This is a genomic window from Streptomyces phyllanthi, assembly GCF_009377205.1.
Taxonomy (GTDB): domain Bacteria; phylum Actinomycetota; class Actinomycetes; order Streptomycetales; family Streptomycetaceae; genus Streptomyces; species Streptomyces phyllanthi.
Map to the genome: position 1 here is coordinate 1 of NZ_VJZE01000122.1, position 21,756 is coordinate 21,756.

Annotated in this window: 21 protein-coding genes; 12 read left to right on the plus strand and 9 right to left on the minus strand. The window is 71.7% G+C overall.

The annotated features are described in order from the left end of the window. Positions 1-59 precede the first annotated feature (59 nt). From FNH04_RS19010 to FNH04_RS19020, 3 genes are all read left to right on the plus strand, one after another. Positions 60-419 carry a DUF2530 domain-containing protein gene (locus tag FNH04_RS19010; protein WP_228031494.1) on the plus strand — a complete coding sequence of 120 codons (360 nt, stop codon included), beginning with the start codon at positions 60-62 and terminating at the stop codon, positions 417-419. Positions 420-650: 231 nt separating this feature from the next. Continuing rightward, positions 651-1,007: a YciI family protein gene (locus FNH04_RS19015; RefSeq protein WP_322723285.1), complete on the plus strand. Its 357-nt coding sequence runs from the start codon at positions 651-653 to the stop codon at positions 1,005-1,007. A gap of 7 nt (positions 1,008-1,014) precedes the next feature. Further along, entirely contained in the window at positions 1,015-2,238 is a 1,224-nt protein-coding gene (locus tag FNH04_RS19020; RefSeq protein WP_152785794.1) for an RNA polymerase sigma factor, read from the plus strand. Positions 2,239-2,295: 57 nt separating this feature from the next. On the opposite strand, the gene FNH04_RS19025 is transcribed toward FNH04_RS19020, so the two are convergent. Next, positions 2,296-2,736: an ATP-binding protein gene (locus tag FNH04_RS19025; protein WP_152785796.1), complete on the minus strand. Its 441-nt coding sequence runs from the start codon at positions 2,734-2,736 to the stop codon at positions 2,296-2,298. Between the two features lie 238 nt (positions 2,737-2,974). On the opposite strand from FNH04_RS19025, the gene FNH04_RS19030 reads away from it, so the two are divergent. Together FNH04_RS19030 and FNH04_RS19035 are read left to right on the plus strand one after the other, a co-directional pair. Next, entirely contained in the window at positions 2,975-3,826 is an 852-nt protein-coding gene (locus tag FNH04_RS19030; protein ID WP_152785798.1) for a helix-turn-helix domain-containing protein, read from the plus strand. 7 nt (positions 3,827-3,833) lie between these two features. Then, positions 3,834-4,043 (plus strand): DUF397 domain-containing protein, encoded by a 210-nt coding sequence (locus FNH04_RS19035; RefSeq protein ID WP_152785800.1) that lies wholly within the window; start codon positions 3,834-3,836, stop codon positions 4,041-4,043. Between the two features lie 21 nt (positions 4,044-4,064). Here FNH04_RS19035 and FNH04_RS19040 read toward each other — a convergent pair whose 3' ends face one another. Beyond that, entirely contained in the window at positions 4,065-4,493 is a 429-nt protein-coding gene (locus FNH04_RS19040; RefSeq protein ID WP_152785802.1) for a hypothetical protein, read from the minus strand. A 285-nt stretch (positions 4,494-4,778) separates the two neighbouring features. Here FNH04_RS19040 and FNH04_RS49050 point away from each other — a divergent pair, with 285 nt between their 5' ends. Then, positions 4,779-4,982, plus strand: a complete 204-nt coding sequence (locus tag FNH04_RS49050; RefSeq protein WP_228031495.1) for a hypothetical protein — start codon at positions 4,779-4,781, stop codon at positions 4,980-4,982. A gap of 266 nt (positions 4,983-5,248) precedes the next feature. Then, positions 5,249-7,654, plus strand: a complete 2,406-nt coding sequence (locus FNH04_RS19050; protein ID WP_152785804.1) for an HAD-IC family P-type ATPase — start codon at positions 5,249-5,251, stop codon at positions 7,652-7,654. Positions 7,655-7,693: 39 nt separating this feature from the next. Here FNH04_RS19050 and FNH04_RS19055 read toward each other — a convergent pair whose 3' ends face one another. The 4 genes from FNH04_RS19055 to FNH04_RS19070 all read right to left on the minus strand — a co-directional run bounded on the left by FNH04_RS19055 (position 7,694) and on the right by FNH04_RS19070 (position 14,670). Then, entirely contained in the window at positions 7,694-8,614 is a 921-nt protein-coding gene (locus FNH04_RS19055) for a hypothetical protein (protein ID WP_152785806.1), read from the minus strand. A 437-nt stretch (positions 8,615-9,051) separates the two neighbouring features. Then, positions 9,052-9,954 carry a hypothetical protein gene (locus FNH04_RS19060; protein WP_152785808.1) on the minus strand — a complete coding sequence of 301 codons (903 nt, stop codon included), beginning with the start codon at positions 9,952-9,954 and terminating at the stop codon, positions 9,052-9,054. Positions 9,955-10,232: 278 nt separating this feature from the next. Then, positions 10,233-13,349: a sacsin N-terminal ATP-binding-like domain-containing protein gene (locus tag FNH04_RS19065; RefSeq protein ID WP_228031496.1), complete on the minus strand. Its 3,117-nt coding sequence runs from the start codon at positions 13,347-13,349 to the stop codon at positions 10,233-10,235. A gap of 391 nt (positions 13,350-13,740) precedes the next feature. Then, positions 13,741-14,670 (minus strand): DUF3027 domain-containing protein, encoded by a 930-nt coding sequence (locus FNH04_RS19070; RefSeq protein WP_322723286.1) that lies wholly within the window; start codon positions 14,668-14,670, stop codon positions 13,741-13,743. 395 nt (positions 14,671-15,065) lie between these two features. On the opposite strand from FNH04_RS19070, the gene FNH04_RS19075 reads away from it, so the two are divergent. The 4 genes from FNH04_RS19075 to FNH04_RS19090 all read left to right on the plus strand — a co-directional run bounded on the left by FNH04_RS19075 (position 15,066) and on the right by FNH04_RS19090 (position 18,762). Further along, complete coding sequence (locus FNH04_RS19075; protein WP_322723287.1) at positions 15,066-16,502, plus strand: MFS transporter; 1,437 nt, start codon at positions 15,066-15,068, stop codon at positions 16,500-16,502. Positions 16,503-16,608: 106 nt separating this feature from the next. After that, entirely contained in the window at positions 16,609-17,082 is a 474-nt protein-coding gene (locus FNH04_RS19080) for a DUF2771 domain-containing protein (protein ID WP_152785812.1), read from the plus strand. Between the two features lie 92 nt (positions 17,083-17,174). After that, positions 17,175-17,888 carry a futalosine hydrolase gene (locus tag FNH04_RS19085; RefSeq protein ID WP_322723291.1) on the plus strand — a complete coding sequence of 238 codons (714 nt, stop codon included), beginning with the start codon at positions 17,175-17,177 and terminating at the stop codon, positions 17,886-17,888. After that, on the plus strand, positions 17,878-18,762 hold the full coding sequence (locus tag FNH04_RS19090) for a 1,4-dihydroxy-6-naphthoate synthase (RefSeq protein WP_152785814.1): 885 nt from the start codon (positions 17,878-17,880) through the stop codon (positions 18,760-18,762). The genes FNH04_RS19085 and FNH04_RS19090 overlap by 11 nt, the downstream gene beginning before the upstream one ends. A gap of 110 nt (positions 18,763-18,872) precedes the next feature. Here the strand turns inward: FNH04_RS19090 and FNH04_RS49055 are convergent, their stop codons facing one another. Next, complete coding sequence (locus FNH04_RS49055) at positions 18,873-19,256, minus strand: cold-shock protein (RefSeq protein WP_322723288.1); 384 nt, start codon at positions 19,254-19,256, stop codon at positions 18,873-18,875. A 206-nt stretch (positions 19,257-19,462) separates the two neighbouring features. Between FNH04_RS49055 and FNH04_RS19100 the strand changes: the two genes are divergently transcribed. Further along, positions 19,463-19,735: a hypothetical protein gene (locus tag FNH04_RS19100; RefSeq protein WP_322723289.1), complete on the plus strand. Its 273-nt coding sequence runs from the start codon at positions 19,463-19,465 to the stop codon at positions 19,733-19,735. On the opposite strand, the gene FNH04_RS19105 is transcribed toward FNH04_RS19100, so the two are convergent. Together FNH04_RS19105 and FNH04_RS19110 are read right to left on the minus strand one after the other, a co-directional pair. Further along, positions 19,714-20,364 carry an HAD family hydrolase gene (locus FNH04_RS19105; protein WP_152785818.1) on the minus strand — a complete coding sequence of 217 codons (651 nt, stop codon included), beginning with the start codon at positions 20,362-20,364 and terminating at the stop codon, positions 19,714-19,716. The two genes, FNH04_RS19100 and FNH04_RS19105, sit on opposite strands and share 22 nt — an antisense overlap. 113 nt (positions 20,365-20,477) lie before the next feature. Next, a complete protein-coding gene (locus FNH04_RS19110) occupies positions 20,478-21,569 on the minus strand; it encodes a hypothetical protein (protein ID WP_322723290.1) in 1,092 nt (363 codons plus the stop codon). Positions 21,570-21,756: the final 187 nt, after the last annotated feature.

Consider the following 21,756-nt stretch of genomic DNA (forward strand, 5'->3'; position numbering starts at 1 on the left):
GTCACAGCCCACGTGGACCACCCCGATCCCCCCTGGACCGTCCTCGTAAGCTTGTCCCCATGGCGAAGTGGACCCCCAAGCACGAGGCGCCGGAGCCCCTGGAAGGCCCCGTGGTCGCCACCATCACCGGCGGCACGATCGTGTGGTTCGTCCTCTTCCTCGTCCAGCTCCCGTTCTTCGGCTGGTTCGACGACAACGGCCACACATGGTGGCTGTGGACCTGTCTGGCCGGCGCCGGCCTCGGCCTGATCGGCATCTGGTACGTCCGCAAGCGCGACGCGGCGATCAAACGAGACGCGGCGCTCAGGGCGGCCGCCCCGGACCAGTCACCCGAGGCAGATCCGGCACCGGAGCCGACCCCGGACCCGACGCCCGAGCCGACCCCGGGCCCCGCGACCACCGAGCAGCCCCAGAAGTGACGCGGGATGCGGGATACGGGATGCGCGATCTCAATGAGCTGATCAACGTCGAGGACCCGGCCCGCCCACTCACTCCTCCTCCTTGGCGCGGGGTGGCGTCCGACGCCTCTTCGGTGCCGCGCGGAGAAGTCTCTCCGACATTCTTGTGCCGAGGTGTCGATCCGGGGCAGGGCCGTTCGTATGGAGGGTGAGAGGCCGGCATCGTGCCGGCGGTGATCAAGGAGGACCACTGTGAAGCAGTACCTGCTCAGCATCTACCAGCCGGACTCCGACGCCCCGCCGCCGCCCGAGTTCCTGGAGCCGATCATGCGGGACGTCGAGGCGGTGAACGCCGAGATGAGGGCAGCCGGCGCCTGGGTGTTCGCCGCGGGCCTGCATCCGGCGAGCACAGCCACGGTGGTGCGGCTGAAGGGCAATGAGGTGCTCACGACCGACGGTCCGTACATCGAGGGCAAGGAGCACCTCGGCGGGTTCACCATCATCCAGGCGCCCGATCTCGACGCCGCCCTGGAGTGGGGGCGCAAGCTGGCCCGGGCGATCACTCTTCCGATCGAGGTCAGGCCGCTGCAGGACGGACACTGCGGGTGACATCGGCATGCCGCAGGCTCCCGCGCCCGTGATCGAACGGGTCTTCCGTGCCGAGTACGGGCGCACGGTGGCCGTCCTGATCCGCGCCTTGGGCGACATCCACCTCGCCGAGGAGGCCGTCCAGGACGCGTTCACCGAGGCGGTGAAGCGGTGGCCGTCCACTGGTGTGCCCCCGAGTCCGGCGGGATGGATCATCACCACCGCCCGCAACCGGGCCATCGACAGGCTGCGCAGGGAGGCATCCCGCGAGGATCGGCATGCCCAGGCCGCCCTGCTGCACGCCGCCGGCGAACCGGCCGAGGAGGGCCCCGTGCGCGACGACCGGCTGCGCCTGATCTTCACCTGCTGTCACCCCGCGCTCGCCCCGGCAGCGCGGGTCGCGCTGACGCTGCGGCTGCTCGGCGGGCTGACCACCGCGGAGATCGCGCATGCCTTCCTGGTACCCGAGCCGACCATGGCCCAGCGACTGGTCCGGGCCAAGAGCAAGATCCGCCACGCGGGGATCCCCTATCGGGTCCCGGTCGACGCCGACCTGCCCGACCGGCTGCGGGCCGTTCTGGCCGTCGTCTATCTGGTCTTCAACGAGGGCTACACGGCAAGCTCGGGTGAGCAGCTGGCCCGCGAGGACCTGTGCGCGGAGGCCATTCGCCTCGGACGGCTCCTCGTCGAGCTGATGCCCGACGAACCGGAGGCCCTGGGACTGCTGGCGCTCATGCTGCTCACCCACTCACGCCGGGCCGCCCGCACCACCGAGGGCGGCGACCTGGTACTCCTGGCCGACCAGGACCGCAGCCTGTGGGACCGCGATCTCATAGCTGAAGGCCAGGCCATCGTCCGACGCTGCATACACCGCGATCAGCCCGGCCCCTACCAGATCCAGGCGGCCATCAACGCCGTTCACAGCGACGCACCCACGGCGGCCGCAACGGACTGGCCGCAGATCCTGCAGCTGTACAACCAGCTCTTCTCCCTCGCCCCGAGCCCGGTTGTGGCACTCAACCGCGCCGTCGCCGTGGCCGAAGTCGAAGGACCGCAGGCGGCACTCCTCCTCATCGACGATCTCGACCTCGACAACTACTACCTCTTCCACGCCATCCGCGCCGACCTGCTGCGCCGCCTCGGCCGCAACGACGAGGCGGCGTCGGCATACGAGGCGGCGCTCGCCCACACCCAGAACGCGCCCGAACGCGCCTTCCTGCACCAAAGACTCCGGCAACTCGCACAGGCTTGAGGGCTACACGAAGGACGTGAGCCCGCCGAGGAGCCCCGCACCAGGGCCGTCATGCCGCTACACGGCAGCCAGATCACACCACACGAACTTGCCCCGACTGCCGTTCCTGGCGAGCGGCTGCCAGCCCCACAGATCGGCGCAGTCTCGGACCAGGGCCAGACCCCGCCCGTCCTCGGCATCGGTGAGCTGGGCCAGCTCGTTCGGGGGCTCAGGCGGTTCGGAATCGGCGTCCCAGGCCCCGATCCGCAGGACACCGGCCGACCAGTACACGCGCAGGGCGGCGGGACCTTTCGTATGCCGTACGGCGTTGGAGACCAGCTCCGTCACGAGGAGCTCGGCGGTGTCGGTGAGATGAGCCAGGCCGTGCATGGTGAGGATCAGGCGGAGGGTACGGCGACAGACGGTGACCGCGCGGGGGTCGTGGGGGATGTACAGCATGTACTCCCAGGGTTCTTGGCTGAGTTCGGCGGACACGTCGGCAGCTCGGTTTTCGGGCATGAGTGAACTCCTGTCAGAAAGAGGGGGAATGGGCTGATCGCGGCGGTCGCGGGCGGTGGCATTGCCGCAGCCGTCATGGCAGGACGGAGTGGTGCGCTTCCGGAGGTTCCCGGCGTTCCGCAGCGTGTGTGGCGCGTCACTGACGGTAGGGCCCAAATTTGTGCTCGCGCAAGTCGCTGCCGTACTCTGCCGCTCGAACGAGTAGCTGTTTCCGAGCAGTTGGGGCGAGGAGAAAGCCATGACCCGCAGGCAGCAGCCCACCGCACGCCAGGAGCGCCTGGGTGCCGAACTGCGCAAACTACGCGAGGCAGCAGGCCTCAAGGCGCGCGAAGCCGCCGCGCTGCTCGGGTCGGACTCAGCACAGATGAGTCAGATCGAGTCGGGTTTCGCGGGCGTGAGCGAAGCGCGCGTACGACGGCTCGCCGCTCACTATTCCTGTACGGACGTCGAGTTGACCGAAGCGCTGGCGGCGATGGCGACCGATCGAACACGCGGGTGGTGGGAGAGGTACCGGGGCCTGCTGCCCGCGCCTTACCTGGATCTCGCCGAGCTGGAACATCACGCCACCTACCGACACGACGTGGAGTTCCTCCACGTTCCCGGGCTCCTCCAGACGGCGGACTACGCCCGCGCCCTGTTCTCGTACCAGGTCCCCTCGCTGCCCGATGAGGATGTGGAACTGCGCGTCCATCATCGGATGGACAGGAAGCTCGTCATCGAAGGGGCCAACCCCACCCCGTATGAAGCAGTGATCCACGAAGCCGCGCTACGCATCAGAGTCGGCGATCGAGCGGCCGCGCGGGCTCAACTCACCCGCGTCCTGGACCTTTCCGCTGCGGACCACATCACCGTGCGTGTCATCCCGTTCGACCTGGACGGCTTCGCCGGCGCTTGGAGCGCCATGATGTACGCGGGCGGCGCCGTACCCAAGCTGGACACAGCCGTACGCGACGCGCCCCATGGCACAGCCTTCATCGACTCCGAAGCCCAACTCGGTGCATTTCGAACGCTCTTCCGTAAGGTAGAAGCCGCGTCGCTCGACCCTGAACAGTCGCGTGACCTCATCACCAGGCTGGCAAAGGAACTGTGAGGTACTGATGACCACCCCCGACAGCTGGCAGAAGTCGTCCTTCTCAGGCGGAGGCGAGGGGAACAACTGCCTGGAACTCGCCTCCACCCCCACCACCCTCCACCTCCGCGAAAGCGACACCCCAAGCATCCAACTGACAACAGTTCCCGCCCCCTTGGCCCACCTCCTCAACGGCATAAAAGCCGGCAGGCTCGGCACGGAGACGCCCTCGGCCTGACTTGGCCAACGACGACGGCACCTAACGAGGATGCGGCGTACCCCACAACCAAGAGTGACAACGCGTGCGCCCCAGGACGTCCCCGCTGTGCGCCGCTGCCACACCACCAGCCACCGGAGTGGCAAGCAGTGTGAGGAGCATCGGCCCGTAACCTCCGTCGGTCGCGACGGCCACAACGGCGGTCTCACCCAGGAACACCGTGCTGGCGACGGCTCCGGCAAGCAGCCCCCGCAGCGGCGCCCGAGAGGCAAGCCATTCAGGCGACAGCGCAAGTGCGCCCCCGGTCACCGCACCGAGCAGGACGCCGATCCCCATACTTCCGCCCACCGCGGCAATGCCACGGATGAGACCTGCCAGAGCATCTTGACGCGTCCCGGTGGAAAGCCACATCGCGGCGGCAACGAGCCACACGCAGCCGCAGATGATCGCCGACACCAGTCCGATGCGCACCCCGAGCCGAACACCTCGGCGGACCACCTGTCCGACCACCACGCACCCCCAAGACTTGGCCCTCACGTGCCCTGACAAGGACATCAGGCGTCAAGGTACGTCACGCTTGGCACCCCGAATGGCGTTGACGCCCGTCCTGTACGCGGACTCCGAAGGAAGCGCGGCCCTGATCGCCATCGGGCTCCCGAACTCCTGCGGCTCCTGCTGGTCGCCCCGTGGTGGCGTGACTGCAGGACGTTCACCGCGGAGGAGAGCCGGGAACGCGCGGCCGAGTACCTGGAGGACATGCCGGGCCTGGCGGCCCGACGGGACCGTGCCGCCGCAGCCCTCGGACTCGGCCTTCCCAGCGAGGCGGACGCCCTGACCCGCTTGCGGGAGGTGGCCGTGGGGGCCGGGGACGACTTCGCCCTGATCTTCACGCCGGAGGGGGAGCCCTACGCTCCGCTGATCAGGAACCCGCTGATCAGGAACCCTCTGATCAGGGACTGATGGACAAGCAGCCGGTCACGGCGCCCAGTACCAGCAGTACCAGCGGCTGAGCCCGCCTCGCTCGCCACTGGGTCGTTGCCGGGCTTCGCCCCAAGGCGCTCGGACCGACAACCGGCTCGGACCACGTTTGAGATCTGCTCCGGGTGCCTCCCAGAGCGTGCTCTACGCCCTCTCGCGGCGGTGGCGGCGGTCGCCCCCTCCTCCCCAAGTCGGATCTTCCGCCCCCCAGGGGGTGAACCCCCCAATCCGCACGTACCGTCGGAGACATGACGCACATCGACGCGGGCGCCAACCTCGATCCTGTGCATCCCGTTCCCGTCCCCGCATCCCGGCGGGCGGTCGGGCTGGCCGCCGCCGAGGTGGCCGAGCGGGTGGCCCGCGGTGAGGTGAACGACGTTCCCGTGCGGAGCAGCCGCTCCACCGTGGACATCGTCCGCGCGAACGTCTTCACCCGGTTCAACGCGATCATCGGCGTGCTCTGGCTGATCATGCTGTTCGTCGCGCCGATCCAGGACGGTCTGTTCGGGTTCGTCATCCTCGCGAACACGGGGATCGGGATCGTCCAGGAGTGGCGGGCCAAGAGAACCCTGGACTCGCTGGCCCTGATCGGGGAGGTCCGGCCGACCGTACGGCGGGACGGGGTGGCCTCCCAGGTCAGCACCTCGGAGATCGTGCTGGGGGATCTGATCGAGATCGGGCCGGGGGACAAGATCGTCGTCGATGGCGAGTGCGTCGAGGCCGACAGTCTCGAGGTCGACGAGTCGCTGCTCACCGGGGAGGCCGATCCCGTCGTCAAGCAGCCGGGGGACCCGGTCATGTCCGGAAGTTTCGTCGTCGCCGGCGGCGGGGCCTTCACCGCGACCAAGGTCGGGCGCGAGGCGTACGCGGCGCAGCTCGCCGAGGAGGCGTCCCGGTTCACGCTCGTCTCGTCCGAGCTGCGGTCCGGTATCTCCACGATCCTCAAGTACGTGACCTGGATGATGGTCCCCACCGCGATCGGGCTCGTCATCAGCCAGCTGGTCGTCAAGCACAACGACTTCAGGGACTCGGTCGCGCGGACCGTCGGCGGCATCGTGCCCATGGTCCCGGAGGGCCTGGTGCTCCTCACTTCCGTCGCCTTCGCCATCGGCGTGATCCGGCTGGGGCGCCGGCAGTGCCTGGTGCAGGAGCTGCCGGCCATCGAGGGGCTCGCCCGCGTCGACACCGTCTGCCTCGACAAGACGGGCACGCTCACCGAGGGCGGTATGGACGTCACCGAGCTACGGGCCCTGGACGGCGCCGACGAGTCGTACATACGGAAGGTGCTGAACGCCCTCGGCGAGTCGGACCCCCGGCCGAACGCCTCCCTCCGGGCGATCATGGACGCGTACCCGGACGGCGACGGCTGGCGCTGCACCGAGTCGCTGCCCTTCTCCTCGGCCCGCAAGTACAGCGGGGCCTCGTTCAGCGAGGGCAACGGCGAGTCGAGTACGTGGCTGCTGGGCGCCCCCGACGTCCTGCTGGCCGACGGCGACCCGGCGCTCGCCGAGACCGAGCGGCTGAACGAGGAGGGGCTGCGGGTGCTGCTGCTGGTCCGTGCACACCACGACCGTGAGCTGGACTCGCCGGAGGTCACGGAGGGCGGCCGGCCCACCGCGCTCGTCGTACTGGAGCAGCGGCTGCGCCCGGACGCCGCCGACACGCTCCGCTACTTCGAGGAGCAGAACGTACAGGCCAAGGTGATCTCCGGCGACAACGCGGTCTCCGTCGGCGCGGTGGCCGGGAAGCTGGGGCTCAGCGGGGAGGTCGTGGACGCCCGGCGGCTGCCCGCCGAGCGCCCTCAGATGGCGGACGCGCTCGACGCGGGGACCGTGTTCGGGCGGGTCACCCCGCAGCAGAAGCGGGACATGGTGGGCGCCATGCAGTCGAACGGGCACACCGTGGCGATGACGGGCGACGGGGTGAACGACGTGCTGGCGCTCAAGGACGCCGACATCGGGGTGAGCATGGGCTCGGGGTCGGAGGCGACCCGGGCCGTCGCCCAGATCGTGCTGCTGAACAACAGCTTCGCCACGCTGCCGTCGGTCGTGGCGGAGGGGCGGCGGGTCATCGGCAACATCACGCGCGTGGCGACGCTGTTCCTGGTGAAGACCGTCTACTCGGTGCTGCTGGCGATCCTGGTGGTGTGCTGGCAGGTGGAGTACCCGTTCCTGCCCCGGCATCTGACGCTGCTGTCTACCCTGACGATCGGCGTCCCGGCCTTCTTCCTCGCCCTGGCGCCCAACAAGGAGCGGGCGAAACCGGACTTCGTCGGGCGGGTGATGCGGTACGCGGTCCCGGGCGGTGTGCTCGCGGCGCTGGCGACCTTCGTGACGTATCTGCTGGCCCGGCACCACTACACCGGGCCCGGCTCACTGGACGCGGAGACCAGCGCAGCCACTCTCACGCTGTTCCTGATCTCCATGTGGGTGCTGGCCGTCATCGCCCGCCCCTACACCTGGTGGCGGCTCGGCCTGGTGGCGTCGATGGGCCTCGGTTTCGTGCTGGTCCTGATGGTGCCCTGGCTCCAGGACTTCTTCGCCCTGAAGCTGGTGGGCGCCGCGATGCCGTGGCTGGCCGTCGGCATCGCGGCGGTGGCGGCGGTCGCCCTGGAGTTCCTGTGGAAGTGGGTCGGCCGCCGCTTTCCCGCGTAAGCCCTTGGAGCGCGGGGCCCCGGAGCTCTGCCGGGCCCGCTACCGCACGTCGACGTAGTCACCCGTGGCGGAGACCGCCGGGGTGGTCGAGGTGCCCTCGAAGCGGAAACGCCAGTAGCCGTCGTAGGTGGCCGTGGCGGTCGCCTTCACGTTGCCGTACGAGTCCGAGTACACCGTCTTGATGGTGGTGTACGTGCTGGTTCCCGCCTTGCGGAACTGCAGCTTGACCGGCTGGTTGGTGTAGCCCTTGTAGGTGTTGGTCTCCCAGTTGGCGCGGGTCAGCTTGCCGGTGGAGGTCACCGTCTTGCCCTTGGCGACGGGCTCCGGGCCGGCGTTGACCGTCAGCTTGGAGTAGCGCTGGACCTTCGTGGAGGCGAGGTCTCCCTGGTCGGCGAAACCGACCTTGGTGACGTCGAAGGAGTCGCTGGACGGGTCCTGGCCGTTGAAGGCGACGGCCATCACGCCGCCCTTCCAGCTGCCGGCGTCGGAGTTGAGCAGTTCGCCCTCGGCCGGGTAGACGTCGATCCGGCCCGTGCAGGAGGCGGTGGTCGACGAGGTGGCGGTGCAGGTGGCCGACTCGTTGCCGAACAGGATGTTGTCCGGGGTGTCGAACGCGCCCTTGTAGATGTAGGGGTCGGTGAAGAAGTCCTCGGCGGTGATGTCGACGTCCGCGCCGTGGGTCAGGGTGTAGGTGACCGGCACGGTGACCTGGTTGGTGGTGCCGACCTTGATCGCCGATGCGATCTTGAAGTTCGAGAAGGTGACGTCCATCGCGTACGGCTCGTCCTCCGCGGCGGAGGTGCTGAACGCGGTGTTCCCGGAGGAACCGGCGTGGGCGGCTTCCCGGATCTTGGCGAGGTCCGCGCGGGAGGCGGCGCCGTCCGCCTGCGCGGCGGGAACGACGAGGGCGGAAAGGGCCAGGGCGCCGGAGACGGCGGCCACGGTGGCACGAATGCGCATGCGATCTCCTGGTGGAGAAAGGGGCCCTGCGGAGTCCGCTCACGCGGGGCCCGGTTGATCATGGAGTCTGCTGACTCAGCACGATCAGACCTGCTACCGGCGGGAATGGTTGTACACAGGATGATGATGTTGTGTTCCTGTTACCAAGATCGGACTTGGGCGGACCCGCGCCGGACCGGAACGGCTCCTGAGCCGCGCGACCTCGCCCTCACCACGCACCGGCGACCGGAGGCTCCGGCGACCGGGAGCTCCGACGGCTGGGGGCTCCGACGGCTGGGGGCTCCGACGACCGGGGCGGCACGGACGCCACGAAAAGGGCACGGACGCCCACGAAAAGGCCCCTGGAATCCGGTGACGGCGGATTCCAGGGGCCCGTTCTGCCCGGCGAGGGCCTGCGCGGGCCTGCGCGGAGCGTTGTCCGCACAGGCCCCGCGCGATTACTTCACGTCGACGAAGTCACCCTTGGCCTTGACCGCCGGGGTCGTCGAGGTGCCCGCGAAGACGTAGCGGAAGTAGCCGTCGGCGGTGGCCTTGACCGTGGTCTTCAGGGCGCCGCCGGAGCCGGACTTGACCGTCTTGACGTCCGAGTAGCTGGACGCGCCCTTCTTCTTGTACTGGAGCTTCACCGACTGGTTGGTGTAGCCGGCGTACTTGCCCGTGTCCCAGTTGGCGCGGGTCAGCTTGCCGGTGACCGTGATGGTCTTGCCCTTCTTGACCGGCTCGGGCGAGGCGTTGACCGTCAGCTTGGAGTAGCGCTGGAGCTTGACGGACGCGGCGGCCGGGTCCTGGACGGCGACACCGACCTTGGAGAGGTCGGGGTCCTCCAGGTTCTCTCCGTTGAACGCGACCGCGAAGGCGGCCACCTTCCACGAACCGGCGTCCTCGTTCAGGAGCGCGATGGGGTCGAGCTCCAGGGTGGTGGTGCAGGAGGCCGTCGTGTCGGTGACGGCGGTGCAGACGGCCGGGTCGGTGTCCCAGGCCCAGTCGGCGTCCTCGAAGGAGGCACCCCGGTACAGCTCGACGAAGGCGAAGAAGTCCTCCGCCGTGTAGTCCACGTCCGCGCCGTGCGTCAGCGTGAAGGTGACCGGAGCCTTCACCACCTTGGTGGTGCCGACAGCGATGGCCTTGCCCTTGTTGATCTTGACGTTCGAGAAGGTGGCGTCGAGGGCGTACGGCTCGCCCGCCGCCGCGTCGAACGTGGTCCTGCCGGAGTCCGCGGCCTTGGCGATTTTGGCGATGTCGGCGTTGGACGCCGATCCGTCGGCCTGCGCGGCCGGCACGGCGAAAGCGGAGAGGGCCAGGGCGCCGGAGACGACGGCCACAGTGGCACGAATGCGCATGCGTTCCCCACGTGAAAAAGGGGATCCCGCGGCAGAGCGCTGTCACGCGGGACCCGAATGGTCTTGGTGAACCTGATGGTTCGCCAGATGAGATCCGCGAGGGGGCCGGACGGTTGCACGGGAAGTGAACATGTTTTGCAGAAGTTGCGTAGATCACATTCACAAATCCGGACCAGGCCGCCGGAAAACGGCCAGGGCCGTCCGGTGAGGACGGCCCTGGCCGTGAGAAGCCGGAGAAGCCGGAGAAGACTCAGCCGCTCAGTCGCTCAGCCGAACGCTCAGTCGAACCAGCGGTCCCGCGCCAGCTCCTCCGTCCTGGACGGGTCCTCCAGCAGCGCCGCCACCTCGAAGCGCCGCGGCCACTGGCCGGCCGCCCAGGCCAGCCCCGCCGCGACGCCCTCCAGCGTGGACGCGTGCAGCACACCGTCGCGCGTACGGCGCCAGTCCAGCTCGACGCCGTCGACGACGAGCTCCTCGTGCTCGACGTAGGAGGCGGGGGTGGACGGCCCCAGCAGCACCCGCACCGGCTCCGGTACGTCGTGCTCCGTGCCCTCGGAGTCCACCTCGCCCGTCACCGACTCGCTCAGCCGCCGCACCTGGAAGAGCTCGGCGAGATCGGCGGCCCGCGACGGCCGTACGGGCAGCAGCGGCACTCCGCCCGTGAAGGGCAGCAGGTCCGGCGAGTCGACGACCACGGCGTCGGCCGCGTCCACGACGGTGACCTCCCCGTCCAGTACGGCCCGCAGCTCGTCCGGCAGGGTCACCTGCTCCGGGTCGAGGTCGGCCAGCGCGCCGTACAGGGCGTGGAGCTGGGTGGCCGAGACCCGGCGGTCCGGGTCGGCGAGGCGGTCGAGGAGCTCGGCCGCACCGCCGGGCTCGTCGAGGAGGGCGGCCACGGAGGTCCGTACGCCCAGCGCCCGCAGGACCTGCTCGTCGTCGAAGCCCGTGGCGTCGGCCTCGTCGTACAGGCCGCGCAGGAGCGGGTCGCCGCCGGCGGCGAGGAGACCGGCGGGGCGGCGGCCGTCCAGGACGGGGTTGCCGCGCAGCCACCACGCCGTGTACGAGCGGACGATCTCGTGCGTCCCGTCCGGCAGCAGGACCCGCACGGGCTGGGTGAGCGCGTCGCGCAACGGCGGCCGGGAGAGCAGGGCGAGGGCCTGTGGCCAGCGGTCGTCGTCCACGAGATCCAGGTCCCGCACGGCGACGATCTCGGTAGCGACCGGCGGTACGGGCGTGTCCGGCAGCCGGTCGAGGACGTCCTCGCACCACACGTCGACGGCGTCCAGCAGCCCCGCGTCGTCGGGCTCGGCGAAGTCGCCATCCCGCGGCTCCAGCTCGTCCGGGTCGAGGACGACGTCGGTGGCCCGTACGAGGAGGAAGTCGGCCAGCACCCCGCAGGCGGCCAGCGGCTGCTCGCCCCAGCGTTCGGCCAGCTCGGTGTCCACGGAGGCCAGCTCGTCCTCGCGCATGACCTGGGCGAACGGGCTGCCGGGGAGGACCAGCTCACCGGCGGGCGCGAGCTCGCCCTCCTCGTCGGGGAGGGCGAGGGCGCCGAGCCAGGGCTCGTCACCGGGTTCGAGGCCCGCGTCGCGGACGAGCGCGAGGACGGTGTCCGCCAGCTCCTCGGCGTCGGGAGCGTCCTCCTCCCATCCCCCGGCGTCCTCGTCCAGGGAGGCGGCCACGGCGGCCCGCACCTGCGGGGTGGTGAGTACGGCGCGGGGGGTCGCGGGCAGCGCGCCGAGCTTCTCCAGGAGGGGGTGCGCGGCGTCCGGGTGGGCGACCTTGAGCCCGAGGCGGGCCAGCATCCCGGGTTCGACGCCCGCCCCGTCCGGGGTGGGCAGCAGGACCTGCCGGGGTCCGATCGTCGTACGGCGGTCGGCCAGCGGTACGGGCAGCCCGGACAGCCGGTCGGGGTCGACCCCGGCGAGGCTGTCGTAGAGCCGCCGCCACCACTCGGGGGCCTTCTCCAGACCGGCGAGCCGGTCGACGGCCTCGGTGAGCGGGACCCGGGCGACACCCAGCGTCCGCAGCTCCACCCGGCGCTCCAGTCCGGCCGGCAGGAGGCTGGGCAGCACCTCGGCCAGGACGCTCACCGTGTCGGCACCGGCGCCCTCGACGACCTCGGCGTCCCGGGGGCGCAGGGCCTCGGGACGCTCGTCGCTCCCGCCCGGGTCGATCGCCGGGGGCAGGAAGGCGGTGCGCGGCAGCCGGTCGAGGATCGCCTGGCGCAGCGCCCCGTCGAGCTCGCCCTTGCCCAGCGGGCCGGGTACGAGGTCGATGATGCCGGGGGTCACCGGGCGCCAGTCGGCGAGGAGTTCGGCGTACGCGTCGGCCGCGCGCTCGACGAGGAAGTCGGTGAGCGGGCCGGGCGCGGCGTGGCGGCGCGTGGTGTCCAGCGGGAACGAGGCGATGAGCAGCGCGGGTACGCCCAGGGGCTCGTCGCTGGGCGTGGGGGCGTGGACGACGGGCGCGGTGCGTGGGCGGACCGGGCTGCCGTCGGCGTCGATGGGCACGGCCCAGGTGACGGACCAGTACGGGCGCAGCCGCTCCTCGACGGGCCGGTCCGCGAGGAGCTTCGCGTCGGTGGGGCCCTGCTGGGCGGCCGTACGCCAGTAGGTGGTGCCCTCGCGGGAGTCCTCGACCGTCACCCCGTGCTCGCGGGGACGGCGGCGGAGCGTACGGGTCTCGTCGCCGGCCTCGACGACAACCTCCTCGAGGCCGGGCAGGGCCAGCAGCAGCGCGTCGTCCACGGCGTTCAGGAGCCGCTCGGCGAGATCACGGGCGGCGGTGTCCCGCAGCGGCAGGATCACGACGGTGTCGTACGGCTCCGGGGCGCTGCCCTCGGCCGCGAACGGCAGCCGCAGCAGGGGTACGTGCCCGTCGCGCCGCCGGAGCTCGTCGCCGAGTCCGGGGCTGTGCCGTGCGACGTCCGCCGCGAGTTCACGGGCCTCGGCGAGGGACCAGCGGACTCCGCCGTGCCGCCCGACGACGGCGGGCTCGTCGGTGACCGCGAGCACGGCGGCGAAGCCGACGCCGAACCGGCCCACGGTGACCTCGTGCGTGTCCCGCTTGGCGGAGGCGCGCAGGGTGGACAGGGACTCCACTCCGGCCGCGTCGAGGTGGGCGCCGGTGTTGGCGGCGACGAGGACGCCGTCGCGCAGGGTGAGCCGCAGCCGGCCGGGCACCTCGGCCCGGGCCGCGGCGTCCGCGGCGTTCTGGGCGAGCTCGACGACGAGGCGGTCCCGGTACCCGCCGAGGACGAGATCCTCCTCGGCGTTGGCGTCCTCGCGGAAGCGGGCCGGGCTGGTGGCCCAGGCGTCCAGCACCCCGCGCCGCAGCCGGGCCGTCCCGAACGGGTCCGCACCCTCGGGCGCCGGCCGCACGAACTTGCTCACGGTTCACCTTCCCTGTCGCGTGGTGCACGAAGGTACCGTGCGGCGGGGACCGGAGGGCGCCCGGAGTCCGTGGAGGCACCCGGAGGCGGGGTGGCCGCCTCCGGGGGCGGCGCCCGGCCCACCCCGTCCGTGACAGCCCCGTGGTGTCGCGGGATGGGTGCGGGCCGTCCATGGCCGGTCGCTCCCCCAAGTTTCTCGGCTTCGCTCGAACAGGGGGGACCCCCATCGCGGCGGAGCCGCACGTCGACACAGCCCCGCGCCCCTTCGGGGCCGCGCCCCGAACCCCTGGCCGCAGCGACCCACCGGCCGCGCACGCGGCGGAGCCGCATGTGCCACACAGCGCGGTGTCACCTCCTCGGGCCCGCACAGCGTGGGCCCTGCCGTGGCGCCGCTACGAGTGCCCCAGTTCGGCCGAGTCCTCGTCCGCCGCCGCCACCGACACCGAACCCGAGTCGGGGGAGGGGCGCAGCGGGAAGTGGTCCACCTTCGTCTCGTCGATCACCGGCGGAGCCGGCCGCGGCGGCTTCGGCATCACCGCCGCCTCCGAGTGGCCCCCACAGCCGTACGCCAGCGACACGACGCGGCCGTCCGCCGGGGAGAACTCGTTCGCGCAGACACCGAAGGCCTGTCCCAGCGAGCCGCCGATGGGTGTCAGGAAGCCGCAGCTCACACAGGACGCGGGTGCCGCCTGGGCCATGGCCGACTTGGGGCCGTACGTCTCCTCCCAGCGGTCGGCGGCGGTGTGCAGCCCGTAGCGGGAGAGGACCCGGGCACGGCGCATGCCGAGCTCCTCGGCGACGGCGGCGATCGAACCGCGTGCTGGCGCGAACGGCAGGTTCGCCGGCACCCCGGCGGTGACGTCCGCGTCCTCGGCCTCCACCAGCTCGGCCATGTCGTGGGAGACGGCGGCGTTCGGTGCCGGCTCCTCCTCGCCGGAGAAACCGGGCTCGAGGCGCAGGTCCTCGGCGTCGGTGGGCAGCAGGTCGCCCGGGCCCATGTCGCCGGGGCGCAGGCGCTCGCTCCAGGGCACCCACTCGGGGGCGAGGAGGGCGTCGGGGCCGGGGAGGAGGACGACCTCGTCGAGCGTCACGATCTTCGCGCGCGAGGCCCTCGCCACGGTGACCGCCCAGCGCCAGCCCCGGTAGCCGAGCTCCTCGCACTCGAAGAAGTGCGTGACGACCCGGTCCGCTTCGGTGGCGAGCCCCGTGTGCTCGCCGACGACGCCGGGCGCTGCGGCCTCCTCGGCGGCGGCGCGGGCGAGGTCGACGGCCTCCGCGCACAGACGGTCGGGGGTGCGGCTTCGCGTGGTCGCTGCGCTCACAGGTATCGCTTCTCTCCTACGCCGTCTCATAGTGCACCGTCCCTCGGCGGGGGCCGCGGACGGAGCGGACCTGGGGACCGCGTCGACGTCCGTGCCCGAACGCGCTCGGGCGCACCTACGTCATCCATTCTGCGCCATACGGGGGCGGGGCGTGGCACCGGCGGTCATGTACGGCGCCGTGCATCGTACGGGGGCCCGGAACGAAGGGCCGCCCGGGGCTTGTCGGGGCCGCGCCCGAGGCCCCCGATCAAAGACAGCATCCTGATGTCGTGGTCGGGTTTCGGTCGGCTGTGCACCGCGCCGTTCCCCGCGCCCAGGCCCCGCCGCCGAGCCCGGGCGCGCCCATGCGGGCCGGAACCGCGCTATGAACGGTCGAGTCGGGGCACTATGACGGAGTGGGAGCCGCGCGGTCGCCCCAAGGTGCTACCGGGACCGGTGGGGCCAAGGGGAACAAGGAGAGCAGCCGGAGCGACGGATCGAGCCGGGTGAGTGGGGCCGTCCGTTCGGTGGGGCGTGCCCTGCATCTGCCGGTGACCGGGACGGCGCGCGGGATCAGGAAGGCCACGCACGCGCACGGCGCCGGGGAGTCGGGGCTCGGCAAGCTCATCGAGCTGCACGGGGTCAACGGCGCGGGGGACGTCATGATCACCGTCGCTCTCGCCTCGACCGTGTTCTTCTCCGTGCCGACGGACGAGGCGCGGGGCCGTGTCGCCCTCTACCTCGCCATCACCATGGCACCGTTCACACTGCTCGCCCCCGTGATCGGGCCGCTCCTCGACCGGCTCCCGCACGGTCGCCGCGCCGCCATGGCCGGGGCCATGCTCGCCCGCGCGCTGCTCGCCCTGCTCCTGTCCGGCGCCGTCGTCACCGGCGGCATCGAGCTGTACCCGGCCGCGCTCGGCGTGCTCGTCGCCTCCAAGGCGTACGGGGTGGTCAGAAGCGCGGTCGTGCCGCGTCTGCTGCCGCCCCGGTTCTCCCTCGTGAAGGCGAACTCGCGCGTCACGCTCGGTGGGCTGCTCGCCACCGGGGTCGCCGCGCCGATCGGGGCGGGGCTGCAGGCCGTCGGGCCGCGGTGGCCGCTCTACGGCGCTTTCGTGATCTTCATCGCCGGGATGTTCCTCTCCTTCTCGCTGCCGCACAAGGTCGACTCGGCCAAGGGCGAGGACACGGCGCTGCTCGCGGCGGACGCGGAGCACCTGCACGGACCGCACCGCGACAGGACGCTGAAGCGGCCGGGGCTGCGGACCGTCGGTATCGCGGTCACCCACGCCCTCGCCGCCAACGCCTCGCTGCGCTGCCTGTCCGGCTTCCTGATCTTCTTCCTGGCGTTCCTGCTGCGCGAGCACCCGATGGCCGGGCAGAGCGCGGCGGTGTCGCTCGGCATAGTGGGTGTCTCGGCGGGCGTCGGCAACGCGCTGGGCACGGCCGTCGGGGCCTGGCTGAGGTCACGGGCGCCCGAGATCATCATCGTGACCGTCGTCGCCATCGAACTGGGCGTCGCGATCACGGCGGCGGTGTTCTTCTCGCCGGTCCTGGTGGCGTGCCTCGGCGCGGTCGCCGGGTTCGCGCAGGCCCTCGCCAAGCTGTCCCTGGACGCGCTGATCCAGCGGGACGTGCCGGAGTCCGTCCGTACGTCGGCCTTCGCGCGCTCCGAGACGCTGCTGCAGATGTCCTGGGTCGTCGGCGGCGCCATCGGTATCGCCCTGCCCCTCAACGGCGTCCTCGGCCTCACGGTGGCCGCCGCGATCGTCGGTGCCGGATGGCTCACGACCGTGCGCGGGCTGCTCTCCTCCGCCCGGCACGGGGGCACGCCCAAAGCACGGGTCGCGTGAGAGCGCGGCCCGGAAACCACGGGCGCGTGAGAGCGCGGCCCGGCGCGCGGCACGCCCGCGTACCCCTCGTGGAGGGGGCTCCGGCCATGCCCGATAGCCTTCGGCCATGACCTCCCTGCGTTCCGAGGCGCGCCGACGTCGCGCCGTCGCCACTCTCGGCGCCGTCTCCGCCGGCCTTCTCCTCCTGTCCGCCTGCGAGAAGCCGACCCCGCTGGCCACACTCACGGTCGGCGACAACTCGGTGAGCACCGAGACCGACTGCTACAAGGACGGCAAGTCGGTCGACACCGCCGAGCTCGCGAAGTGCCTGAAGGCCAAGGACATCAAGACCATCGAGGTGGACCCGGACGAGACCGTCCGCTTCGGCGTCGACCCGGAGATCGCGGACGAGGGCTGGACGATCCTCATGAACGGTCAGCCGCTGACCGAGGCCAGCAAGAAGACGTACCGCACGATCCCGGGCAGCGTGTTCTTCAACGCCCAGTACGGCGCCCAGGGCAACAGCACGGTCGTCTCCGTCCGCCAGGGCGAGACCCAGGTCACCGGGCTGTGGTCCTTCAAGCTCAAGAAGGACGCCTGACCACGTCCGCGGACAAGCCCCCCGCGGGCACGGCGGCGGACACCACCCCCGCGGACGGCTCCGCGGGACCCGCCCCCGCCGTACGCGTCCTCGTGGCCACCGCGGTCGCCGTCGAACGGGACGCGGTGGCGCGGGCCTTCCCGGGCCCCGCCGAGGAGGTACGGCTCCCCGCGGTGACCCTGCGGCGGTACAACCGCGGACCGTGCCGGTACGACCTCCTCGCCGCCGGCGTCGGTCCCGCAGCGGCCGCCTCCTCCACCGCCGCCGCGCTCACCGCCGCGGCCCTGCGCGGCACGCCGTACGGCCTCGTCGTCTCCGCCGGTATCGCGGGCGGATTCCAGCCGGACGCCCCACTGGGCTCGCTCGTCGTGGCGGACGCCATCACGGCCGCCGATCTGGGCGCCGAGGCACCCGGCGCCCCCGACGGCTTCCTCCCGGTCACCGAGCTGGGCTTCGGTGTCGTCCACCACCGTCCACCGGAATCACTCGTACGAGAGGCCGCAGCCGCCCTGGGGGCGCGCGCCGGGGGCGTGCTGACCGTCTCCACGGTGACCGGCAGCGCCGAGCGCGCGGCGGTGCTCCGTACGCGCCACCCCCTCGCCCTCGCCGAGGCCATGGAGGGCTTCGGGGTCGCCGAGGCCGCCGCCGCGCACGGTACGCCCGTCCTGGAACTGCGGGCCGTCTCCAACCCCGTGGGCCCCCGCGACCGCGCAGCCTGGCGCATCGGCGACGCGCTGGCCGCGCTCACCGAGGGCTTCGGGAAGCTCGCGCCCGTACTGGAGAGTTGGAACACCTATGACCACTGACCCGACCAGTGCCCCGACCAGTGAGCCGACCGGCGAGTCCCTGCGGATCGCGTACTCGCCCTGTCCGAACGACACGTTCGTCTTCGACGCGCTCGCCCACGGCCGCGTCCCCGGCGCACCCGCCTTCGACGTGACCTTCGCGGACATCGACATCACCAACGGCATGGCCGAGCGCGGCGAGCTCGACGTGCTGAAGGTGTCGTACGCGGTCCTGCCGTACGTCCTCGACGAGTGGACGCTGCTGCCCTGCGGGGGCGCGCTGGGCCGGGGCTGCGGGCCGCTGGTGCTCACCCGGGAGCCGGGGGTCGACCTCGCGGGGCGTACGGTCGCGGTGCCGAGCGAGAGGTCGACGGCGTATCTGCTCTTCCGTCTCTGGGCCGCGGACACGCTGCCCGCCGGGGTCGGCGAGATCGTGGTCATGCCGTTCCACGAGATCATGCCGGCCGTACGGGACGGGAAGGTCGACGCGGGGCTCGTCATCCACGAGGCGCGCTTCACGTACCGGAACTACGGGCTGCACAAGCTCGCCGACATGGGCGAGCACTGGGAGCGCACGACCGGACTGCCGATCCCGCTGGGCGCGATCATCGCCCGGCGCGCGCTGGGCGACGGGGCGCTGCGGCTGCTCGCCGAGTCCATTCGTACGTCCGTCCGGGCCGCCTGGGACGACCCGGAGGCATCCCGCCCGTACGTCCTCGAACACGCCCAGGAGATGGACCCGGCCGTCGCCGACCAGCACATCGGCCTGTACGTCAACGAGTTCACGGCCGACCTCGGCGAGGACGGCTACGCGGCGGTCCGGGGCCTGCTGACGCGCGCGGCGGCCGAAGGACTCGTACCGGCCCTCGGTCCGGACGCGCTCACGTTCCCCTGAACACCGGCCGACGGCCACCAGCCGACACAGCGCTTCCGGGCCGAGGGGCTGGTGCCGCCCCTCGGCCCGGAAGAGCTCGATTTCCCGTAGGTCGGACGTCTTCCCGTGGGTCAGACGTCCAGCTGGTCGGCGACCGCGCGCAGCAGGCCCGCGATCTTCTTGCCGGAGGCCTTGTCGGGGTAGCGGCCCTTCTCCAGCATCGGGGTGATGTTCTCGAGAAGGGTCGTCAGGTCCTGGACGATGGAGGCCAGTTCGTCCGGCTTCTTGCGCTGCGCGGCCGCGACCGACGGCGTCGGATCCAGGATGACCACGGAGAGCGCCTGGTCACCGCGCTGCCCGGCGACGACGCCGAACTCCACGCGCTGGCCCGGCTTCAGGGAGTCGACTCCGGCGGGCAGAACCGAGGAATGGACGAAGACATCGCCGCCGTCGTCACGGGAGAGAAAGCCGAAGCCCTTCTCGCTGTTGAACCACTTGACCTTGCCGGTAGGCACGTCTGTCCTCGTCCTCGTTACTCGTCGGAAACTGCGTCGGAAAAGTGTGCTGAGTGTGTTCTGGGCGTGTTCCGGGTGTGCGGAAACAGCCCCGTACAGCACTAGAGCGGGCCGTCCGGACCCGCCGGTACCAAGGCTAATGGTCCGGAGCCTGGTGACAAGACGTCACCCGGCTGTTCCTTCGGGCTGGGAACTACCCTGGTCCGGTGCGCGACAAAACCCAAACGAATTCCGCCGAACCCGGTGACCGGCTGATCCGCGCCGGTTCGATCGTTTTCTTCCTCGGTGCCGTGGCCACCCTCGTCACCGTGGCCCCGCTGTTCCTCGGAACGACGCCTTTCCCCACCTACATGTTCGGGCTGAGCATGCTCATGGGGGTCGGATTCCTGGTGGCCGGCGCGGGGGTGTTCCAGTCGATCGCCGCGGGCCGCCGCCGCGCCCGCGAGGCGGGCCCCCGTCAGGCCGCCGCGCCCCGGTAGCCCACCAGCCAGTCCGGGAACGCCGTCAGGTCCGGCAGGACGGCGTCCGCACCCGCCGCGCGCAGCGCGTCCGCGTCGAAGGGCCCGGTGGCCACGGCCACGGAGTACGCGTGCGCCGCGCGCGCCCCGCGTATGTCGCCCGTGTGATCGCCGACGTACACGTCCGCGCCGTGCTCGCGCAGCGCCTGCGCCTTCTGCTCGGCCCACAGGTCCCCGATCACGGCGTCGGGCTCGATACCGAGGTGTTCCAGGTGCAGCTTGGCGTTCGGCTCGTACTTGGCGGTGACGACGACCGCCCGGCCGCCCGCCTCCCGGACGGCCCCGATCGCCTCACGGGCGCCGGGCAGCGCGGACGTCGCGGCGATGGCGACCGAGGGGTACATGTCGCGGTACAGGTCCGCCACGGCCGCGATCTCCTCCGCCGGGAACCAGTACGCCAGTTCCTCCTCCAGCGGCGGTCCGAGCCGGGTGACGGCCAGATCGGCGTCGATGTACGTGCCCGTCCGCGAGGAGAGCTCCCGGTAGCAGGCGTGGATGCCGGGGCGCGAGTCGATCAGCGTCATGTCGAGGTCGAAGCCGACGGTGGGTGCGGAGGCCGGGGCGGGCCTGGGTGAGGTCGAGGAGGCCATGTGGGCCATTGTGCCCAGGCCACGCGGCCGCCGGTCCGGGCACGGTGTCCGGCCGCCCGTCCGGGCACCGGTCCGGGCCTCGTGTGCGGGGGCGTGACCCACGGCCACCGCCCCTAGCGCGGGCGCTGGGACCGCCAGAGCAGGAAGAGGGCGGAGGCGATGGCCGCTCCGCGCAGCACCCAGGGCCAGGTCTCGGCCAGCGCGTCGCTCATGTGCCCTTCGGCGATGGGCTCGCCCCACCTGCCCTCGGTACGCCCCCACAGCCAGACGATCCCGGCGGCGGCGACCGTTCCGGGGACACCCAGGACGGCCCACTTGGCCTCGCCGGGGGTGAGCCGGCGGGACAGATAGGCGATCAGCCAGCCGAGAGCGAGGGGCACGAGGTTGCCGACGACGGCGCCCGCGACGAGGAGGGCGGCGGCGAGGAGGAGAAGGGGATTGGTCCAGCCGCCCCCGTGCCGAAGCCGGGGCAGACCGAGCCGACGGCCACGCTCGACGCCCGCGTCGGGCTCGGCGGCATCCTTCTCGAGGGCGGGCGCCCCCTCCCTCCGCTGCGCGGGCACAGGCTGAGCGGCCCCCTGCGCCTTCTCCGGCTTCTCCAGCTTCTCCGGGTTCCCCGGCTTCTCCCGTTTCTCCGGCGGGGGCTTGAGGAGCTCGGGAATCTCGACGCCCCCGACGAACCCGGGCACGCTGTCGCCGAGATCGAAGTTGCCCCCGTCCAGCCCTCCCCGGGGCCGGCTCAAGGGCCCCTCCTCGACCCTCCACCAGTCGGGCTGTACGGCACTGTCGCCGAGCTCGTCGATTCCGGCGAGGTGGGGCGGGGCGGGCCCGTCGTCCACGGCAGGCGCCGGTTCGGGCTCGGCGGGGCGAGGACGGGGCACGATCCGCCGCAGCCCCTTGGGCCGCTCGTCCGCCGGCTCGCCCGCACGCTGAACGGGTACGGCGGCCGGGGGCTCTTCCGGAGCCGATGCTTCACCGGGGCTGCCCGCGGCGGCCACGACTTCGTCCGGTGTACCGAGGCGGGCGAGAATACGGCGCACGGCGGCCGGACTGTCCACCGGCGACTTCGCCCGCCGCCGGTCGATCTCGTTCCGCAACTCCGTCACCAGCCGCATCCGCGTCGCCGACGGCAACTGCCGCTGCTGAGCCAGGTCACCGACCCGGCTCAGATACTCCAGAACAACCTGGTCACTCTCGATCCCCACGAAGTCCCCTCCGGGGCGGGTGCGGTACACAAGCCGGTACCGACAGACGTTACCGCGCCCGTAAACCCCCAAGCCCCCCAACAGGGGCGCGGGGAATTGCGCGACCAGCCACAACCCACCGGCACGCGCCCCGCGACAGCACGGGGCAGCCGCAGACGGAGGCCCGGAGCCCAGCCCGGTCCGGCCC

Bases quoted from the DNA above. Each gene is read 5' to 3' on its own strand.
- FNH04_RS19105 (WP_152785818.1), bottom strand. From the start codon at position 20,364: ATGGCCTCCTCGACCTCACCCAGGCCCGCCCCGGCCTCCGCACCCACC.
- FNH04_RS19030 (WP_152785798.1), top strand. From the start codon at position 2,975: ATGACCCGCAGGCAGCAGCCCACCGCACGCCAGGAGCGCCTGGGTGCC.
- FNH04_RS19010 (WP_228031494.1), top strand. From the start codon at position 60: ATGGCGAAGTGGACCCCCAAGCACGAGGCGCCGGAGCCCCTGGAAGGC.
- FNH04_RS19035 (WP_152785800.1), top strand. From the start codon at position 3,834: ATGACCACCCCCGACAGCTGGCAGAAGTCGTCCTTCTCAGGCGGAGGC.
- FNH04_RS19020 (WP_152785794.1), top strand. From the start codon at position 1,015: ATGCCGCAGGCTCCCGCGCCCGTGATCGAACGGGTCTTCCGTGCCGAG.
- FNH04_RS19055 (WP_152785806.1), bottom strand. From the start codon at position 8,614: ATGCGCATTCGTGCCACCGTGGCCGCCGTCTCCGGCGCCCTGGCCCTT.
- FNH04_RS19080 (WP_152785812.1), top strand. From the start codon at position 16,609: ATGACCTCCCTGCGTTCCGAGGCGCGCCGACGTCGCGCCGTCGCCACT.
- FNH04_RS49050 (WP_228031495.1), top strand. From the start codon at position 4,779: ATGCCGGGCCTGGCGGCCCGACGGGACCGTGCCGCCGCAGCCCTCGGA.
- FNH04_RS19025 (WP_152785796.1), bottom strand. From the start codon at position 2,736: ATGCCCGAAAACCGAGCTGCCGACGTGTCCGCCGAACTCAGCCAAGAA.
- FNH04_RS19050 (WP_152785804.1), top strand. From the start codon at position 5,249: ATGACGCACATCGACGCGGGCGCCAACCTCGATCCTGTGCATCCCGTT.
- FNH04_RS19060 (WP_152785808.1), bottom strand. From the start codon at position 9,954: ATGCGCATTCGTGCCACTGTGGCCGTCGTCTCCGGCGCCCTGGCCCTC.
- FNH04_RS19090 (WP_152785814.1), top strand. From the start codon at position 17,878: ATGACCACTGACCCGACCAGTGCCCCGACCAGTGAGCCGACCGGCGAG.